Here is a 17,040-nt window from a genome sequence, read left to right on the forward strand (position 1 = left end):
AAAATGGCTATAGCTCGGTATTTCTCAAGCTATCCTCCCAAGATTTAATCGAGATGCCAAAAACAGTTTTAATTTTACTTTTATCTAAAACACTGTACTTTGGTCGTTGTGCAGGTGTTGGATAACTGCTACTCTGAATTGGTTTCAAATCAATACTGACATTATTTACCTCAAAAATTTCCTTAGCAAATTCAAACCAACTGCAGGAGCCTTCATTGCTGTAATGATACAATCCATGCGCTTGGTGATCAGGATTTTTTGATGCAAAAAGAATAATTTGTACTAATGCATGAGCCAAATCAACTGCATGTGTTGGCGTGCCTATTTGATCGTCAACAACTGATAGAGAATCTCGTTCAGCTCCCAATCGCAACATGGTTTTCATAAAATTACCTGCAAATTGTGAATAAACCCATGACGTTCTAACGATGAAATAAGCACCAAAAACCGCTTGAATTGCCTTCTCACCGTCAAGTTTTGTTTGCCCATACACACTTTGCGGATTAGGCATATCAGTTTCTAGATAGGGCTCTTCCGCAAGTCCATCAAAAACAAAATCAGTGGATACGTGCAACAATTGCGTTTTAAACTCATCACAAACCTCGGCTAAATATTGTGCGGCGGTTGTGTTAATTGCAATTGCTTTTTCAGGTTCTTGCTCTGCTTTGTCAACCGCAGTATAAGCTGCTGCATTGATACAAAAATCAGGTTTGTATTTTTCAAACTGACTTTGAATGGCTGCTTTATCGGTAATATCTAGCGTTTTTGAGTCACAAAACACAAAATCGATTTCAGCGTATCCTGAGGCAATATGCTGCAAGGCTTGGCCTAACTGACCGTTGGCACCGGTCACAAGCACTACCAAACGCATTTGGCTTGATCTAGATTAGGCAAAATTTTATCTTTATCTGAAATCAATAAATCTTCTTCAGAAAATTTCCAATCTATTTGCAAAGCAGGATCGTTGTATTTTAATCCACCTTCCGACTCTTTATTATAAAAATTATCACATTTGTAGAAAAAGGTTGCCGTTTCGCTTAGGACAACAAAACCATGTGCAAAACCTCTTGGCACAAAAAACTGCCTTTGATTTTCAGCAGAAAGTACAACCGAAACATGCTCGCCAAAAGTCGCAGATTCGGGACGCAAATCGACTGCTACATCAAGAACTTCGCCACTTAAAACACGAACCAATTTAGCCTGCGCATGCGCTCCGGTTTGGTAATGCAATCCCCTAAGCACTCCTTTGGTAGAAAACGATTGATTGTCTTGTACAAAATGAACTTCCTTTTGTACACCGTCTTGAAACGTTTTAGCATTGAAACTTTCCATAAAGTAGCCTCTTTCATCTTGAATTACTTTGGGTTCAATGATGAAACAGCCTTCCAGTTTGGTTGTATTAAATATCATAAATTATTAAATTATCTCTAATAAATGCGAACCGTATCCGCTCTTTAATAAAGGTTGTGCTATCGTTTTTAATTGCTCTGCTGAGATGTAACCCATCCTAAAAGCAGCTTCTTCAATTGATCCTATTTTTAATCCTTGACGCTCCTCAATTACTTGTACAAATTGAGAGGCTTGCATTAACGAATTGAATGTTCCAGTATCAAACCATGCAGTACCGCGATCGAGAATACTTACTTTTAATTTACCTCTGCGCAAATATTCTTTGTTGACATCAGTAATTTCAATTTCTCCGCGTTGACTTGGCTTTATATTCGCAGCAATATCTACCACATCGTTATCATAGAAATAAATTCCGGGAACAGCATAATTAGATTTTGGTACTAATGGTTTTTCTTCAATAGAAAGTACATTTCCTTCCGAGTCAAAATCAACCACACCATATCGCTCTGGATCGTTTACGTGATAGGCATAAATGATACCGCCATCAGGATCGTTGTTGGCTTGCAAAAGTTGTGACAAACCTGTTCCGTAAAAAATATTATCTCCCAGTACCAAGGCTACTTTATCGCCTCCAATAAACTCTTTACCAATAATAAAAGCTTCGGCAAGACCATTTGGATGTTCTTGCACGGCATATTCAAAACGACAACCCAATTTAGAACCATCGCCTAACAATTGTTGAAATAAAGGCAAATCATGTGGTGTCGAAATAATCAAGATCTCTCTGATTCCTGCCCACATCAAGGATGACAAAGGATAATAAATCATAGGCTTGTCATAAATAGGCATCAGTTGTTTACTCACTGCTAGTGTTAACGGATGCAAGCGCGTACCTGAACCTCCTGCTAGAATTATTCCTTTCATGGTAGTTATTTATTGTATTTAACTTTTAGTTTTTGATAAAAACTAACGAATAGGCTACCAAATATGAACAGCCCCACAAACAATAATGGAGCTAAAAATTTAAGTTTGCCATTGATAGATTTTACATTCTTTATGTTGGTCACTAAACTAATTTCTTTGATAACACTATCAAAGTTAATTTTGTCTAAACGATTATTACCTTGCTGCTTGATTAGTAGCTCTTTATTTTTGATCAAGTCGTTTACCTGCGTATTTTCGTTGTAATATACCAAACTACTGCTTGGTCCTTTCGGATTTTTGCTAAAGTTGTTGAGTAAGGTATTTATTTGTTTGAGTATCGAATCATTCTCTTTGCGGCTCATTTCAAGGTTTTTCAAACTTTCTTTTTGAATAGCTGAGAAATATTTTGAATCATTCAAATACTCCTGCAAAGGTTTCACAAAATCATCTTGACCTACTTTTTTAGCTGTAGAAATAGACAGTTGATGAAACGGATAATTCTTGCTCGTTAATTCATTTTCAATTGACTTTGCCGCACCGCCTTCATCGGCCATGAGTTTTACCAACTCTAAACGCTGCTCATCATTACCTACAAATTTATAGACGTCAATAACTGGAGTTATCTCTATATTTCGTAATTTCAACCTCGTGTCAAACCCTAATTTTTGCAAAAACAAGCTGTCGTTTTCTTTGATTTTAGAATTTAGTAAAGCTACTTTGCCATACAAATAATCCGTCGATCCAAAATTAGGCATCACAATGATTTCATGATCATAAGCTGTTCTGGATTTATCTAAAAATAGACCTAGCCCTGCTCCCAAAACAAACAAAACAATCAATACCAAAACATTTCGTTTCAGGAACAAAAAACCTTCAAATAGTCGCAAAAAAACACGATCTACAAAAAGACCCATTTTTGAAAATATTTGAGACAAATCAACTTCTTGATCACTCGAATTAAGCGGCTTATTTTCGCTCATAGGATTGTTATTTTACGTTGAAAATTTGTTCCAATATTTTAATGGTAATCAAATACGTAGGTTTTACACCTGTTGTTCCTAAACCACCTGAAGCCAAAGTACTTCCTGTTTCTAAAGGATTATCTGAGGCATAATAAGCATAACGAACTTTTATATCGCTTGGTACACTTCTTCTAATTTTTGAGGCCGATTGAATGGCTTTTTGATAATAAGAACCCTCCATTTCAAGACCAATAATTCCCCAAGTTGATTCGTGGAAAAACTTTAATAAATCTCTGTTTTGTAATGAAGTTCCCAAAACAGTTACCATTGGACCTGCAAAAACCGCAATGTCATTTCCTTCAAACATGTCGGCAGTTAATTCGTTTTCAAAGAAATAATTATCAGCAGTTCCTTCGTTAATATGTGCATTAGGAATCATGATATCTCCCTTTCCGCCCTCAAGAATTCCTGCTTTACCCATGATTGAAACCGATTTTACATTCAGCAAAGTATCTTTCTTAAATGGTTTCAATAACTCATCAATAGTTTCATAAGCTTGTTCTCCAAAAGCATAATCCATAACAATTAGCACCGGTTTTTCAGTATCTACTTGCGCCGTAGGAAACGATGTTTTGGTCCAATTGATTTTAGCTGTATCAAAAATTTGTACGTCAATATTAGTTCCTGATGTGTCTGGTAATGAAATCATTCCTTGCTTCAAGGCAACAGCTGTAACTTGATTGCGCACCTCATCAGCACCTGATCTACTTAGCTCTTCATAAATAAAGAAATCCGATTTGTCTTTGAACTTCGTTTTCAAAACTTCGGTAGCAAAAATCGAATTCATCACACTGTGCATGTTGGCACTGATTACGTGAATTGGTCGGTTTAAAAGTTGATTGGCTTTTAAAACTTCTTTGATATTGGTTGCCCAAATTTCACCGTGAATGTGGTGTCCTAAACGCTCTCTTAAAATTGGGCTGAAAGTAATCGTTCTTTTATTATCCTCTACAATTTCTTCAATGGCTAGTTTACCCAACCAAAAAATCACGTGTAAAAAACGGTCTGGAGCAGCTGCTGAACCAAAGGCATCATAAATATCTAAAACCTCAGCAAAAGTTCTACCTAAAATGTTAGCTGCATGCGAAATAGCTTTTTCTTTCTCTATTTGAGTTAGCTTTTTCTTTGATGAAACGGCCTGCTCAAGCTTGATCCAATCACGAGAAACCTCGCCGGCATCATCTAATAAAACACGGTTTCTGATTTTATGTGATTCGATAAAAACAAAAGTCAAGTGCGTTAAAATATCATAAATATCAGATCTTCCTCTTGTAATTTCTACATTCATTTGCTCCTCATCAATACGGTAGCAATTACGACGTCTTTTTGGAGGAACAATCGCTTGAAAATGCGATTTTGAGTAACCTTCATCCGAAGTAAGATTGATAAAACGACATTCTTCAATTCCTACTGGTAAACGTTCAATTACGTACAAAAGTCCGTTCAATTCTACTTTCTCTTCGGCAATATTCCCGTAAATCTCTGGTCGTAAAGCAAGTAATGCCTCGCGAAGCGTATCGCCTGATACTCCCATTGGTTTGTAAAATCCTCTATTAAAAAGGTGGCGCATTGTTATGTACATTTTTTCAATGGCTGCCGATGATTCTTGTGCTCTTGAGCGCGATATATTTTTTGTTTCTTTCATTTTCTACTTATTTTTTAACCTGCAAATGTATGACATTTATTGGGTCTTTAACAAATCTGCTATTTTTCTGTCATTAGATAAGCGCGGCACTTTATTTTGGCCACCTAATTTCCCAATCGATTTCATATAATCTTGAAAACCGTTTTTAACCACTTTGGTAACCACCACTTTTTGCAACACTTTGCCCACAATTAAATCGTCATAATAAACATTTTGTTTGCGCATGGCATTGTCTAGCGCCTCCGCAAAATTCTCTAAATTTTCTGGTTCTCCCGATCCTTGGGAATCAAACTCTATAAACCATTCGTGATACGGCAATCCCTCTGCTGGCGTGATTTGTGGTGCTACTGTAAACTCATTAATTCTGATTGATGTTCCGATAATGGCTTCTTGCAAAGCACTTTCTACTTCCTTACCAATAACATGTTCTCCAAAAGCCGATATGTAATGTTTGATTCTGCCCGATACAATTATTCGGTACGGTTTTAAACTCGTGAACTGAACGGTATCGCCAATATTATACCCCCAAAGTCCTGCATTGGTCGAAATTATCAAAACATAATTGACATTCAATTCAACCTCACCAATGGTGTAACGTCTTGGATTCTCCGTGTAAAATTCGTCACTTTTGATAAACTCATAAAAAATTCCGGAGTTTAGCAGTAGTAACATTCCTTTTTCCTTTTGAGAATCTTGATAGGCAAAAAATCCTTCCGAAGCCGGAAACAATTCAATGCTGTCTACTTTTCTTCCTATTAAATTCTCGAATTTGGCCCGATACGGTTCGTAATTCACACCGCCGTAAATGAACAAATTAAAGTTTTTGAAAATTTCGCTAACAGGCTTCCCTCCTTTTTGATGCAGTTTTTCAAAATACATTTGCACCCATGATGGAATCCCTGAAATCACAGCCATATTTTCATGAAACGTTTCTTCAACAATGGCATTTACTTTGGTTTCCCAATCTTCGATACAATTCGTCTCCCAAGATGGCATTCTGTTTTTTTGAAGGTATTTTGGAACAAAATGCGCTACAATTCCGGATAAACGCCCTAGTTTTATTCCATTTTTTTCTTCTAAAATCGGACTTCCTTGCAAGAAAATCATTTTACCATCTACAAAATCTGCATTTCCGGTTTCATGAATGTAATGCAAGATGGCATTTCGGGCGGCCTCAATATGATACGGCATGGATTCCTTAGTCAACGGAATGTACTTTGCTCCAGATGTAGTACCCGATGTTTTGGCAAAATACAACGGTTTCCCTTTCCACAAAATATCGGCTTCGCCTTGTACCACTCGATCAACATAAGGTTTTAGTGCTTCGTAATCGCGCACGGGAACGTACTTGGCAAAGTCGGCCGCAGTTGTAATTTTATTAAAATGGTGGTCCTTGCCAAAAGCCGTATGTTGTGCTTGAGTAATTAATTGCTGCAGCACCTTTTGTTGAGCCACTACTGGATTTGTAGCCCAAGCTTGGGTTTTTTGATATATATTTTTGGCAAAAATCTTTGCTATAATTGATTTTAATGACATCCTGATGAGATACTTTTGAAATGTAAAATACGATTTATTTAGAACTTTTTCTTTTGGACGCAGCCGAATTTGATGCTGCTTTTTGCTCCTCGATAGCCACTTGTTTGCGCAATTCCAATTCTGCTTCTGATGGAGTTAAATCTACTTTATCTGCTGTTACTTCGGGAGTTTCTAAAATAGAATCTTTGTTGAATTTAGCATATTCTAACTCACCAGTTAAAACTTTCTTGATGGCTTTTAAATACAAATCATTCTGTTTTATGGCTTTAGAAAGCGAATCTGATTTGAGAGCCAATTCAGTAGCCTCTTTTTTCAATTGCGATGACGAATAGCCCGGAATGAACTCTCGTAAAGGCGTGAATGCAATGATAAATGTAGTTACAAAAATGATTAAGATAGCACCCACACTAGCTACAACAAAAACATTCATTAAGGTGAGTTTTAATGAAAAGGTCTCTTCAAAAGTATCTTCGTTTAGAATTACGAGACGTCTTTTGTTGAATAAATTTTCTTTTATGACTTTTCGTTTTTGTCTTTTTTTGGACATATTCATTGATTATTGAACAAATATAACAATTATTGTGCTTGCATTTACTGTCTTTACAGCAATACAAAAAGCAATTGGTGCAGTGACATTAATAAATTTTTAACGCTTCGCCCATTAAATAAATGCTGTAAAATGAATTTGTATTCAGTAATTCTATATACCTTTGCTATTAGGTTATTTACAAATTTGCTTCGGCATAAATTATACTATCATGGGAAGATTAGGTGTTACAGAAATCCTTATAATATTAGCTGTCGTTTTATTACTTTTTGGAGGTAAAAAAATTCCAGAATTGATGAAAGGTTTAGGAAGCGGAATCAAAGAATTCAAGAACGCAGCAAAAGACGGTGAACCAGCCAATAAAAAAGAAGAAGCTTCTACAAAAGAATAATTCTTTATAACTAGAATAGAAAAACCCAAATAGCAACTACAATTGCTGTTTGGGTTTTTTTGTAAATTTTTTTGATACTTGTTTTTTCAATAATAGATTAATTTCTTGTAGAAGTTTATTTTGAAAACTTTGTGGAAAAAATTTACGTGAATAAAATAAAAATCAATTTGCTACTAACTGACTGAGATTAAAATCAAAAAACAATGAAAACAACTCTTGTAACCGTATTGCTTTTAAGTATTCAACTTCTTTTTGCACAAGAAATAACTGGTTCTTGGCAAGGTGAACTAGACGTTCCAGGAATGAAATTGCCACTAATTTTTCACATTAAAAAAGAGGGTGAAAAACTCATTTCAACTCTTGACAGTCCAAAACAAGGGGCTACAAATATTCCAGTCAGTACAACCAGCTACACTGCTGATCAATTAGCCCTCGAGCTACCTGCATTGGGAATCTACTACTCCGGAAAAGTAACAAATGAAAGCATTAACGGCACTTTTAAACAAGGTGGAATGGAATTACCATTAATACTTTCTAAAATTAAAGGTGATGGGCTTGCGCCAAAATTGTACAGACCACAAACTCCAAAAGCACCCTTTACATACAAAACAGAGGAAGTAACTTTTATCAATTCCACAGATAAGAATACTTTGGCCGGGACACTATCTGAACCGAACAATTTCAATAAAAAACAGCCCATTTTGATTATGATTACTGGTTCAGGAAAACAAAATCGCGATTCAGCGCTTTTTGGCCACAAACCCTTTGCAGTAATCGCTGATGATTTTGCTAAAAAAGGTATTGCCACTCTCCGACTAGACGATCGCGGAATTGGTGGCTCATCAAAAGGGAGTAATGATGAAACCTCTTTCAATTACGCTACTGATATCAATGCAGCAGTATTATTTTTAAAAGCAATAGGTTTTGAAAACATTGGTTTAATTGGTCATAGCGAAGGCGGCATGATTGCTCCTATCGTGGCTAGTACAAACAAAGACGTTAAATTTTTGGTTTTGATGGCTGGACCTGGTCAACCTATAAACGAACTTTTAGTACAGCAAAATTATTTGGCGGGAAAACTAGCGGGTATGAGTGAAGAAGCGCTTCAAAAAAGCAGTCAAATAAACCGAATGATCTATGATTTTATAAAAAATTACAAAGGCAGCACTTTTGATTCCGACTTTGAAAAGTTTATAAATTCATCCTCAGAAAAATTGCCAGACGATGTTAAAAAACAAGTATCAAATGCTTGGTTCAGATACTTTATCGCTTTTAATCCAGACGAATATGTTTCTAAGCTAAAGATTCCTGTTTTGGCTATCAACGGAAGTTTAGACTTTCAAGTACCTGCAAAAGAAAATTTGGAAGCCATAAAAAAATCATTGACAAAGGCTAAAAATAAAAATTTCGAAACCTACGAATTTCAAGGCATGAATCATCTTTTTCAGGAATGTACAACAGGTGCTATGAGCGAATATGTGGAAATTGAGCAAACCATTTCACCAAAAGTGCTTGATAAAATGAGCTCTTGGATAAGCGCTAGAAAATAAAAACCGTTTGCATACAAATTTAGAAATCCCAAAATTCAATGAAAAATATTGAATTTTGGGATTTTTCTATTTTACAAAACCATCGTCAACTGAATTCGCTTTCTATCCTCATCTACTTCGGTGACTTTTACGGTAACGTGCTGGTGTAACTTCACCACTTCGTTTACGTCGCTAACAAAGCCTGCTTTGAGTTGAGAGATGTGTACCAAACCACTTTCTTTAATCCCCAAGTCTACAAAACAACCAAAATTGGTAATGTTATTGACAATTCCGTTCAAAATCATTCCTGTTTTTACGTCTTTAATAGTTTTTACATTCGGATCAAATTCAAAAACTTTTGCAGCTTTTCTAGGGTCTAAACCAGGTTTTTCTAATTCCTTAATAATGTCTTTTAAAGTCAATAAACCTATCTCAGCCGTAACATAATTTTCTGGTTTGATTAAGGCTGTTTTCTCTTTGTTTCCAATTAAATCGGTTACTTTCAGCTTCAAATCTTTAGCCATTTTTTCCACAATTGAATAGGCTTCGGGGTGAACTGCCGAGTTATCCAGTGGGTTTTTCCCGTCTTTAATTCGGATAAAAGCTGCTCCTTGCTGAAAAGCTTTTTCGCCCAAACGAGGTACTTTTTTAAGTTGTTTACGATCCTCAAAAGGACCATTTTCAGAACGGTAATTCACAATATTTTCGGCAAGCTTCTCTCCTATCCCACTCACATAACTCAACAAATGTTTACTCGCCGTATTGATGTTTACTCCAACTGAATTCACACAACGCACCACAGTGGTATCTAGTTCTTCTTTCAATTTACTTTGATCCACATCGTGCTGGTATTGGCCTACGCCAATGGCTTTTGGGTCAATTTTTACCAACTCGGCCAAAGGATCACTCAATCGGCGACCGATAGACACCGAACCACGAACCGTGACATCGTAATTAGGGAATTCCTCACGAGCAATTTTTGATGCCGAATATACCGAAGCACCCGCCTCTGAAACAATGAAAACCTGAACCGTTCTATCAAAAGCAATTTTTTTGATAAAGAATTCGGTTTCTCGAGATGCCGTTCCGTTTCCTATTGAAATGGCGTCGATATTATAGGAGTTTACCATTGATTTTATCTTTTTCATGGCCATTGCGGTTTCGTTTTGTGGCGCATGCGGATAAATGGTTTCGTTGTAAATTAAATCACCTTTTTCATCTAAGCAAACTACTTTGCAACCGCTTCTAAATCCTGGGTCAATAGCTAAAATTCGTTTCTCGCCCAACGGTGGAGCCAATAATAATTGCCCTAAATTAGTAGCAAAAACTTGAATCGAATTGGCATCAGCCTTGGCTTTAGCTTCCTGTAAAGCTTCGTTTGAAATAGCAGGGTTTAGCAATCGCTTGTAGCTGTCTTCAATCGCTAGTTGCACGTGTGGCGTGGCTGGACTGTCTCCTTTTAAAACCAATTCGACAATAATATCATAAGCTTCATCAAGATCGACTTCTACTTTGAACTTGATAAAACCTTCGTTTTCGGCACGAAGCATTGCCAGTAATCTATGCGAAGGTGCTTTTGTCAAGGGTTCTGACCAATCAAAATATTGATTGAATTTTTGAGCGCCTTCTTCGTCTTTTTTAGTTTTTACTACTTTGGTCGTGATGGTTGCTTTCCTCTCGTACAGGCGACGCAATTGTTTACGAACAAAAATATTTTCGTTGATCCATTCGGCAATAATATCTCGTGCGCCTTGCAAAGCGGCATCTTCATTAGTTACAGCATCATTCAAATATTTAGTAGCTAGGAAATCAACATCCTCTTTGTTTTGAGCCATGATAATTTTCGCTAAAGGTTCTAAACCATTTTCGCGAGCCACATCAGCTTTGGTTTTTTTCTTCTTTTTAAATGGCAAATACAAATCTTCTAATTCCTGTAAATCGAAACTTTGCTGTATTTTTTTTTCTAATTCTGAGGTTAATCCGTTTTGCTCTTCAATTGATTTTAGGATTGCTTCTTTGCGTTTGACAATTGCTTCGTATTCTTTTTGAAGCTTAGCAATTTGTTCGATTTGTACTTCATCAAGATTTCCAGTGGTATCTTTTCGATAACGGGAAATGAATGGAATCGTGCAATCTTCTTGTAAAAGTTGAACTGTATTTTGAATGTTTATGGCTGCTGTAGCAACCTGTTTTTTAATGAAATCTATATTTGTCATTGTCTCTATTTTCTAAAGGCTAAAATAATATCTTTGACTTCAATTTAAATCAAATGATTGTTTTATTCTGTTTCTTTTTTGTGATAAACCTAATCGCTTTTGTGAGTATAGGTTATGATAAATTTTTAGCTAAAAATCAAAAAAGACGAATATCAGAACGAACTCTTTTGAGTTTTGTATTTCTAGGTGGAACAATTGGTTCAGGAATTGCAATGTTACTTTTTAGACATAAAACAGCCAAAAAAAGCTATTTATGGAAGTTTTGGTTACTTGCTACTTTACAAATTGCACTGCTCTATCTATGTTTTAACTTTGAAATTTTAAGTGATAAAACATTAATTTAGTCAATGAAAATAAAAAAAGCCCAGTGAAAAACCGGGCTTAATGTAATTTTAGAACTGCGAAGCAGCCTAAATTTTATTGACAGGCTATTTTATTGACACGATTTTGGTGTCTGCCACCTTCAAAATCAGTAGTAATAAAAGCTTCAACCATTTCTAATACTTGTGGAATTGAAGTGAAACGAGCAGGAATACTTATAATATTGGCATCATTATGTTGGCGTGCTAAAACTGCAATTTCTTTAGTCCAACACAAAGCAGCACGAACTTGAGCATGTTTATTAACAGTCATTGCAATTCCGTTTCCGCTTCCGCAAATTACAATTCCTAAATCAGCTTTACCTTCTGTTACATCAGTGGCCACTGGATGCCCAAAATCAGGATAATCAACGCTATCAACTGAATCAGTTCCGTAATTGGTTATTTGATGTCCTTTTGCGATAAGCATTTCAACAATTGCCTTTTTGTAATCTGGTCCGGCGTGATCGTTTCCTATTGAAATTTTCATTTTGTGTGTTTTAAGTTGTGTGCTGCAAATTTAGAGAAACTATTCAACTATTAAGGAGTAAATACCGCTAAGTTTGTTGCCGAAAATTGATTGTTATAAACACTATTTTCAGGCCATTTTTATAATTTTATTTAAAGACTTAATAATGAAATATTTAGCAGTTATTAACAATTTTAATAAGTGTATAAATACTTGTAAATCAGTAAAAAATGTATGATTTAAATGTTAAAATTTTGCATTGTTAATACCAAAACGCAACTACTTGATATTCAGTTAACTTTAAGTTAACATAAATTGTTCATAACTTGGGATAGAAAATAAGAAGTATTTTTTGGTTGAATCGAAAAAATAACTAAGCAAAAATTGACTTATTAATTCCTAATTTAGTTTGATGAATTTTTAGAAAAGTTATCAATACTCAAAACCACTTTATCAACTGAATTTTTAAAAATACTTATTTACAATTTTTAATTGTTTACAATTATCAACCGTTGTTAATTAAAATTGAAAAGACTTTTAAAATCAACTATTTACTATTTTACAAGTATGTTGATAACTACAAATAACATCTTAAAACTGAAATACAATACTATTTTTAAAAAATTTATTGCCACTATTAACACACTATAATAACAACCAAGAAGGATTTAAAATTTAAATTTTCTTTTTGTTTATTTAAATATATGTTCACAACTTTCAAAAAAGAAAATTCAAAAATTTTTAAAATTGATCTCAAACGATTTTCAAATTGTTGTTCAGGTGATCCAAAAGAGCTTGTACTTTTTCAAAATCGTTTTGATGAATTTTGAGTTTGATTCCGCCGTAGGCAAAACTGCCAAACGGATCGACTGAAACAAGATTTTCGTTTTCGAACAAATGGGCAATCGATTCTTGCTCGAGCAAATGTTTGATAACTACAATTTCGTGAGCGTAATTGAATATGGCAATCGTTTTAAATGTGTCCATTAGTGTTGTTTTTATAAAGATACAATTATTCCGTTATAGTTATATTTTCTTTAAAACTAGGTTGCTTTGGTCGAATACAGTTTAGTATTTCGTAATTTTAGACTTTTAAGAACAGATTTATGAGTAAAAGATTAAGAAAGCCGATAAAGAAAGAGAAAGATTTCTCAGATAAAATTTTAAAAATATTATCGCAAAGTGCCAATAAAGCATTCAATTATAAACAAATAGGAGCTAAGTTAGAGTTAGATGATACAGCTAGTAGAAATCAAATCATTAAAGATTTAAAAATATTAGCCTCACAAAATAAGATTATTGAGTCGGAACCAGGTAAGTATTTGGTAAAAGCTGCCAGTCAAGATTATTACGAAGGTAAAATTGATATGACGGGTCGTAAAACAGCCTTTTTTGTTTGTCCAGATCTTGAGGATGATGTTTTTATTCCTACTGCAAACTTGAATCATGCTTTAGATAAAGATATCGTAAAAGTATATGTGTACAACCGCAGAAAAGGAAAACGTCCTGAAGGTGAAGTAATTGAAGTCATAGAACGACACAAAACTGACTTTGTGGGTGTAATTGATATTCAAGCTAATTTTGCATTTGTCTCTACTGCCAATCCAAAAATGTATACTGATATTTTTATTCCAAAGGATAAAATAGGAGAGGCGGAGCAAGGTGATGTGGTTTTGGTGCATATTGAAGATTGGCCAAAACGTGCCGATAGTCCGTTTGGTACCGTTGTGAAAGTTTTGGGTAAACCAGGTGAACATGATACTGAGATTCATGCTATTTTGGCTGAATACGGTTTGCCATCAGAGTTTCCTATTGAAGTCGAAACCTATGCACAAAAAATAGATACTTCGATTACGGCAGAAGAAATTGCCAATCGTCGTGACATGCGTGATACATTAACATTTACCATTGATCCAAAAGATGCTAAAGATTTTGATGATGCTTTGTCTTTCAAAGAATTAGAAAATGGTAATTACGAGATAGGAATTCATATTGCTGATGTATCGTATTATTTAGAAGAGGGAACTATCCTTGATGATGAAGCTTATCAACGTGCTACATCGGTTTATTTAGTGGATAGAGTAGTACCTATGTTACCTGAAGTGTTGTCAAACTTTGCGTGTTCCTTGCGTCCGCATGAAGAGAAATATACTTTTTCGGCCATATTTGAAATTACTGAAAAAGCGCAAGTTGTGAACCAGTGGTTTGGTCGAACTGTAATTTACTCGGATCAACGTTTTGCATATGAAGAAGCGCAACACATCATAGAAACGAAACAAGATGTTATTCCTGTAGAAATTTCGATCACTGGAGCAGCTTATCAAGTTCCTGCAGAAATTGTTGTAGCAACGCTCAAAATGGATGAAATAGCGAAGATTTTTAGAAAAAAGAGAATGGCTGATGGTGCGATATCTTTTGACAAAGTCGAAGTAAAATTCAACTTAGACGATGCGGGTGAACCACAAGGTGTTTACTTTAAAGTATCTAGAGATGCCAATCATTTGATTGAAGAGTTCATGCTTTTGGCAAATAAAAAAGTAGCCGAATACATTGGTAAACAAAAGAAAACCTTCATTTACAGAATTCACGATGAGCCTAATGAAGACAAATTAATAGCCATGCAAACCGTAATTGCTAAGTTTGGTTACAAAATTGATTTCAGAAACAAAGGCGATATTTCTAAGTCTTTGAATCAATTAATGGCGGATGTTAATGGTAAAAAAGAGCAAAATTTAATCGATACACTGGCTATTAGAAGTATGAGTAAAGCCAAATATTCTACTGATAACATTGGTCATTACGGACTTGCTTTTGAATATTATTCGCATTTTACATCACCAATTCGTCGTTATCCTGACGTTATGGTACACCGTTTGTTACAGTTTTATCTTGATGGAGGAAAATCTGTTGATGAAGAAACGTATGAAACTAAATGTTTGCATTCCTCAACTATGGAAGGTTTGGCAACCAATGCGGAGCGTGATTCTATCAAATACATGCAAGTAAAATACATGCAAGATCATCAGGATCAAGAGTTTTTGGGTGTAATTTCGGGTGTGACAGAATGGGGAATTTATGTTGAAATTATCGAAAATAAGTGCGAAGGAATGGTACGTATTCGCGATATTCGTGATGATTATTACACTTTCGATGAAAAACAATATGCACTAACAGGAGCTACTTCGGGTAGATTATTGCAATTAGGAGACGAAATTTTCGTTAAAGTTAAAAATGCCGATTTAGTTAAAAAACAATTGGATTTTAATTTTTTAAGAAGAAATGAATAATAACTATTTCAAAAAAGTATGAAAAAAATAGCACTATTGGTATGCCTTGTTGTTGCACAATGGAGCCAAGCACAAGTAACAAGAAATTTAGGTGATTTTGACGAAGTTAAGGTTTTTGACAAAATCAATGTACTGTTAATTCCCAGTAAAGAGAATAAACTTGAAGCCACAGGAGCTCGTGCTGATGAGTTAGAAACAGTAAATAAAAATGGTGAATTAAAAATCAGAATGCCACTTACTAAACTGTTAGCAGGAGAGGATATTACTGTCAAATTGTATTTTAAAGAACTCCAAGCTGTTTCAGCAAGTGAAGGAAGTAGTGTAGAGAGTGAACATGTTTTTAAGCAAACTAGCCTTACTGTAAATTCTAATTCGGGAGCAAATGTTAAACTAGAGCTTGACGTTGATAATACGACGGTAAAATCAAATTCTGGAGGAATTGTTCATCTAAGCGGAAAAGCGAGCACACAAGACGTAAAAATTACTTCTGGAGGCATTCTTGAAGCAAGAGATTTAAATACATCACAAACTAGTATCAATGTATCTGCGGGAGGACAATCAGAGATTCAAGCAAGTGTACTTGTTAACGCAAAAGTACGTGCTGGTGGATCAATTTTTATCTACGGATCACCCAAACAAATCAATAAGGAAGTATTTATTGGTGGTACTATTTTGGAAAAAAAGTAGTACTTTGCCTTTCCTTTTAGGATAATAAATAGATTTTTAATGATAAACGATATACTGTCTGGAATTCCGTGGGGAATTTTTCTAAGTTTTATGATTGGTCCCGTTTTTTTTATTTTACTAGAAACGAGTATTATAAAGGGATTTCGTGCAGCTTTGGTTTTTGATTTAGGAGTTGTTTTAGGAGATATTGTTTTTATTGCAATTGCGTATTTAGGCAGTTACAGATTGATTCAAAGTTTGAAAGATCAGCCTGCTCTGTTTATTTTTGGAGGAGTTATCATGTTGGCTTATGGTGTGATTTCATTTGTTCAACTCAAAAAAGTCGAAAAAATAAACACCGATTCTATTGACAGAGAAATTGTAAAGAAGAATTATTTCAGTCTTTTTATGAAAGGTTTTCTGCTTAACATTATCAACATTGGTGTGTTGGGTTTTTGGTTGGCAATTATTATATCTGTTGGTCCAAAACTAGAAATGCAGACATCAAGAATGCTAACTTTTTTCATATCAGTAATTGGTTCGTATTTAATTATTGATTGTTTTAAAATACTGTTGGCTAAACAATTAAAATCGAGATTAACTCCACACAATATTCTTAAAATAAAAAAAGGAATAAGTGTAGTGATGATGGTTTTTGGAATCGTTTTAATCACTCAAGGTTGGTTTCCTGAAGAAAAAGAAATGGTTAAAAAAGCATTTGAAAAAATAGAGAATAAGTAATTTTAAATTCTACATAATTGACAAAGCCTTGATTCTAATACAATAGTTTCAAGGCTTTTTTATTTTAACATATAAGTCATTTAAGCTTTTAATATAAATATTTTTTATTTATTTTTCCGGTTTCACTCTTAATTTCCTTAATACCTTACTGGTTTAAAAAGAGAATTTTTCTAAAAAAAAAAAATCAAGTGTCTTTGAAGGTTTTAGATACATCTACCTAAGCTTCGGGACGGATTCGAACCGTTATTTTACCATATTTTTTCAAAAAATAAACCATAAAAAAACCTCAAGCTTGCTTCGCCAATTCACTTTGATCTTGTCTTTGAAGCTTTTAGGGTGTATCTTTCGAAGCATCCGT

General features: G+C 34.7%; 16 protein-coding genes. 6 read left to right on the forward strand and 10 right to left on the reverse strand.

The features are described from left to right. Positions 1–7: 7 nt before the first annotated feature. Genes rfbD through KBJ98_RS12590 form a run of 7 tightly spaced genes read right to left on the reverse strand, consistent with a single transcriptional unit; the run spans position 8 to position 7,024 of the window. The gene (rfbD, locus tag KBJ98_RS12560) at positions 8–871 is read right to left on the reverse strand and encodes a dTDP-4-dehydrorhamnose reductase (RefSeq protein WP_317192499.1); all 864 of its coding nucleotides are present in this window, start codon (positions 869–871) and stop codon (positions 8–10) included. Next, complete coding sequence (rfbC, locus tag KBJ98_RS12565; RefSeq protein ID WP_210791158.1) at positions 859–1,410, reverse strand: dTDP-4-dehydrorhamnose 3,5-epimerase; 552 nt, start codon at positions 1,408–1,410, stop codon at positions 859–861. Before rfbC ends, rfbD begins: the two co-directional genes overlap by 13 nt. A gap of 6 nt (positions 1,411–1,416) precedes the next feature. Continuing rightward, complete coding sequence (gene rfbA / locus KBJ98_RS12570) at positions 1,417–2,274, reverse strand: glucose-1-phosphate thymidylyltransferase RfbA (RefSeq protein ID WP_210791159.1); 858 nt, start codon at positions 2,272–2,274, stop codon at positions 1,417–1,419. A gap of 5 nt (positions 2,275–2,279) precedes the next feature. Then, positions 2,280–3,254: a hypothetical protein gene (locus KBJ98_RS12575; RefSeq protein ID WP_210791160.1), complete on the reverse strand. Its 975-nt coding sequence runs from the start codon at positions 3,252–3,254 to the stop codon at positions 2,280–2,282. A gap of 7 nt (positions 3,255–3,261) precedes the next feature. Continuing rightward, the gene (locus KBJ98_RS12580; protein ID WP_210791161.1) at positions 3,262–4,941 is read right to left on the reverse strand and encodes a DUF6909 family protein; all 1,680 of its coding nucleotides are present in this window, start codon (positions 4,939–4,941) and stop codon (positions 3,262–3,264) included. Positions 4,942–4,977: 36 nt separating this feature from the next. Continuing rightward, positions 4,978–6,477 (reverse strand): GH3 family domain-containing protein, encoded by a 1,500-nt coding sequence (locus KBJ98_RS12585; RefSeq protein ID WP_210791162.1) that lies wholly within the window; start codon positions 6,475–6,477, stop codon positions 4,978–4,980. A 34-nt stretch (positions 6,478–6,511) separates the two neighbouring features. After that, entirely contained in the window at positions 6,512–7,024 is a 513-nt protein-coding gene (locus KBJ98_RS12590; protein WP_210791163.1) for a peptidase, read from the reverse strand. Positions 7,025–7,235: 211 nt separating this feature from the next. Here KBJ98_RS12590 and tatA point away from each other — a divergent pair, with 211 nt between their 5' ends. Further along, complete coding sequence (gene tatA / locus KBJ98_RS12595) at positions 7,236–7,415, forward strand: twin-arginine translocase TatA/TatE family subunit (protein WP_166132628.1); 180 nt, start codon at positions 7,236–7,238, stop codon at positions 7,413–7,415. A gap of 203 nt (positions 7,416–7,618) precedes the next feature. Then, positions 7,619–8,965 carry an alpha/beta hydrolase family protein gene (locus tag KBJ98_RS12600; protein ID WP_210791164.1) on the forward strand — a complete coding sequence of 449 codons (1,347 nt, stop codon included), beginning with the start codon at positions 7,619–7,621 and terminating at the stop codon, positions 8,963–8,965. Positions 8,966–9,036: 71 nt separating this feature from the next. Here KBJ98_RS12600 and KBJ98_RS12605 read toward each other — a convergent pair whose 3' ends face one another. Further along, positions 9,037–11,160 carry a Tex family protein gene (locus tag KBJ98_RS12605; protein WP_210791166.1) on the reverse strand — a complete coding sequence of 708 codons (2,124 nt, stop codon included), beginning with the start codon at positions 11,158–11,160 and terminating at the stop codon, positions 9,037–9,039. A 53-nt stretch (positions 11,161–11,213) separates the two neighbouring features. On the opposite strand from KBJ98_RS12605, the gene KBJ98_RS12610 reads away from it, so the two are divergent. After that, positions 11,214–11,504, forward strand: a complete 291-nt coding sequence (locus KBJ98_RS12610; RefSeq protein WP_210791168.1) for a DUF1294 domain-containing protein — start codon at positions 11,214–11,216, stop codon at positions 11,502–11,504. Between the two features lie 73 nt (positions 11,505–11,577). Here the strand turns inward: KBJ98_RS12610 and rpiB are convergent, their stop codons facing one another. Both rpiB and KBJ98_RS12620 read right to left on the reverse strand, forming a co-directional pair. Beyond that, entirely contained in the window at positions 11,578–12,009 is a 432-nt protein-coding gene (gene rpiB / locus KBJ98_RS12615) for a ribose 5-phosphate isomerase B (RefSeq protein ID WP_144889894.1), read from the reverse strand. 732 nt (positions 12,010–12,741) lie between these two features. After that, a complete protein-coding gene (locus KBJ98_RS12620; protein ID WP_166132623.1) occupies positions 12,742–12,975 on the reverse strand; it encodes a DUF2007 domain-containing protein in 234 nt (77 codons plus the stop codon). Between the two features lie 119 nt (positions 12,976–13,094). Here KBJ98_RS12620 and rnr point away from each other — a divergent pair, with 119 nt between their 5' ends. From rnr to KBJ98_RS12635, 3 genes are read left to right on the forward strand one after another with little or no spacing between them, the layout of a single operon-like run. Further along, positions 13,095–15,275 carry a ribonuclease R gene (rnr, locus tag KBJ98_RS12625; protein WP_210791170.1) on the forward strand — a complete coding sequence of 727 codons (2,181 nt, stop codon included), beginning with the start codon at positions 13,095–13,097 and terminating at the stop codon, positions 15,273–15,275. An 18-nt stretch (positions 15,276–15,293) separates the two neighbouring features. Beyond that, a complete protein-coding gene (locus tag KBJ98_RS12630) occupies positions 15,294–15,962 on the forward strand; it encodes a head GIN domain-containing protein (RefSeq protein WP_210791172.1) in 669 nt (222 codons plus the stop codon). A gap of 39 nt (positions 15,963–16,001) precedes the next feature. Next, on the forward strand, positions 16,002–16,682 hold the full coding sequence (locus tag KBJ98_RS12635; RefSeq protein ID WP_210791174.1) for a LysE family translocator: 681 nt from the start codon (positions 16,002–16,004) through the stop codon (positions 16,680–16,682). The last annotated feature ends 358 nt before the right edge of the window (positions 16,683–17,040 follow it).

Origin of the sequence: Flavobacterium erciyesense (assembly GCF_018069925.1) — a bacterium.
GTDB lineage: Bacteria > Bacteroidota > Bacteroidia > Flavobacteriales > Flavobacteriaceae > Flavobacterium > Flavobacterium erciyesense.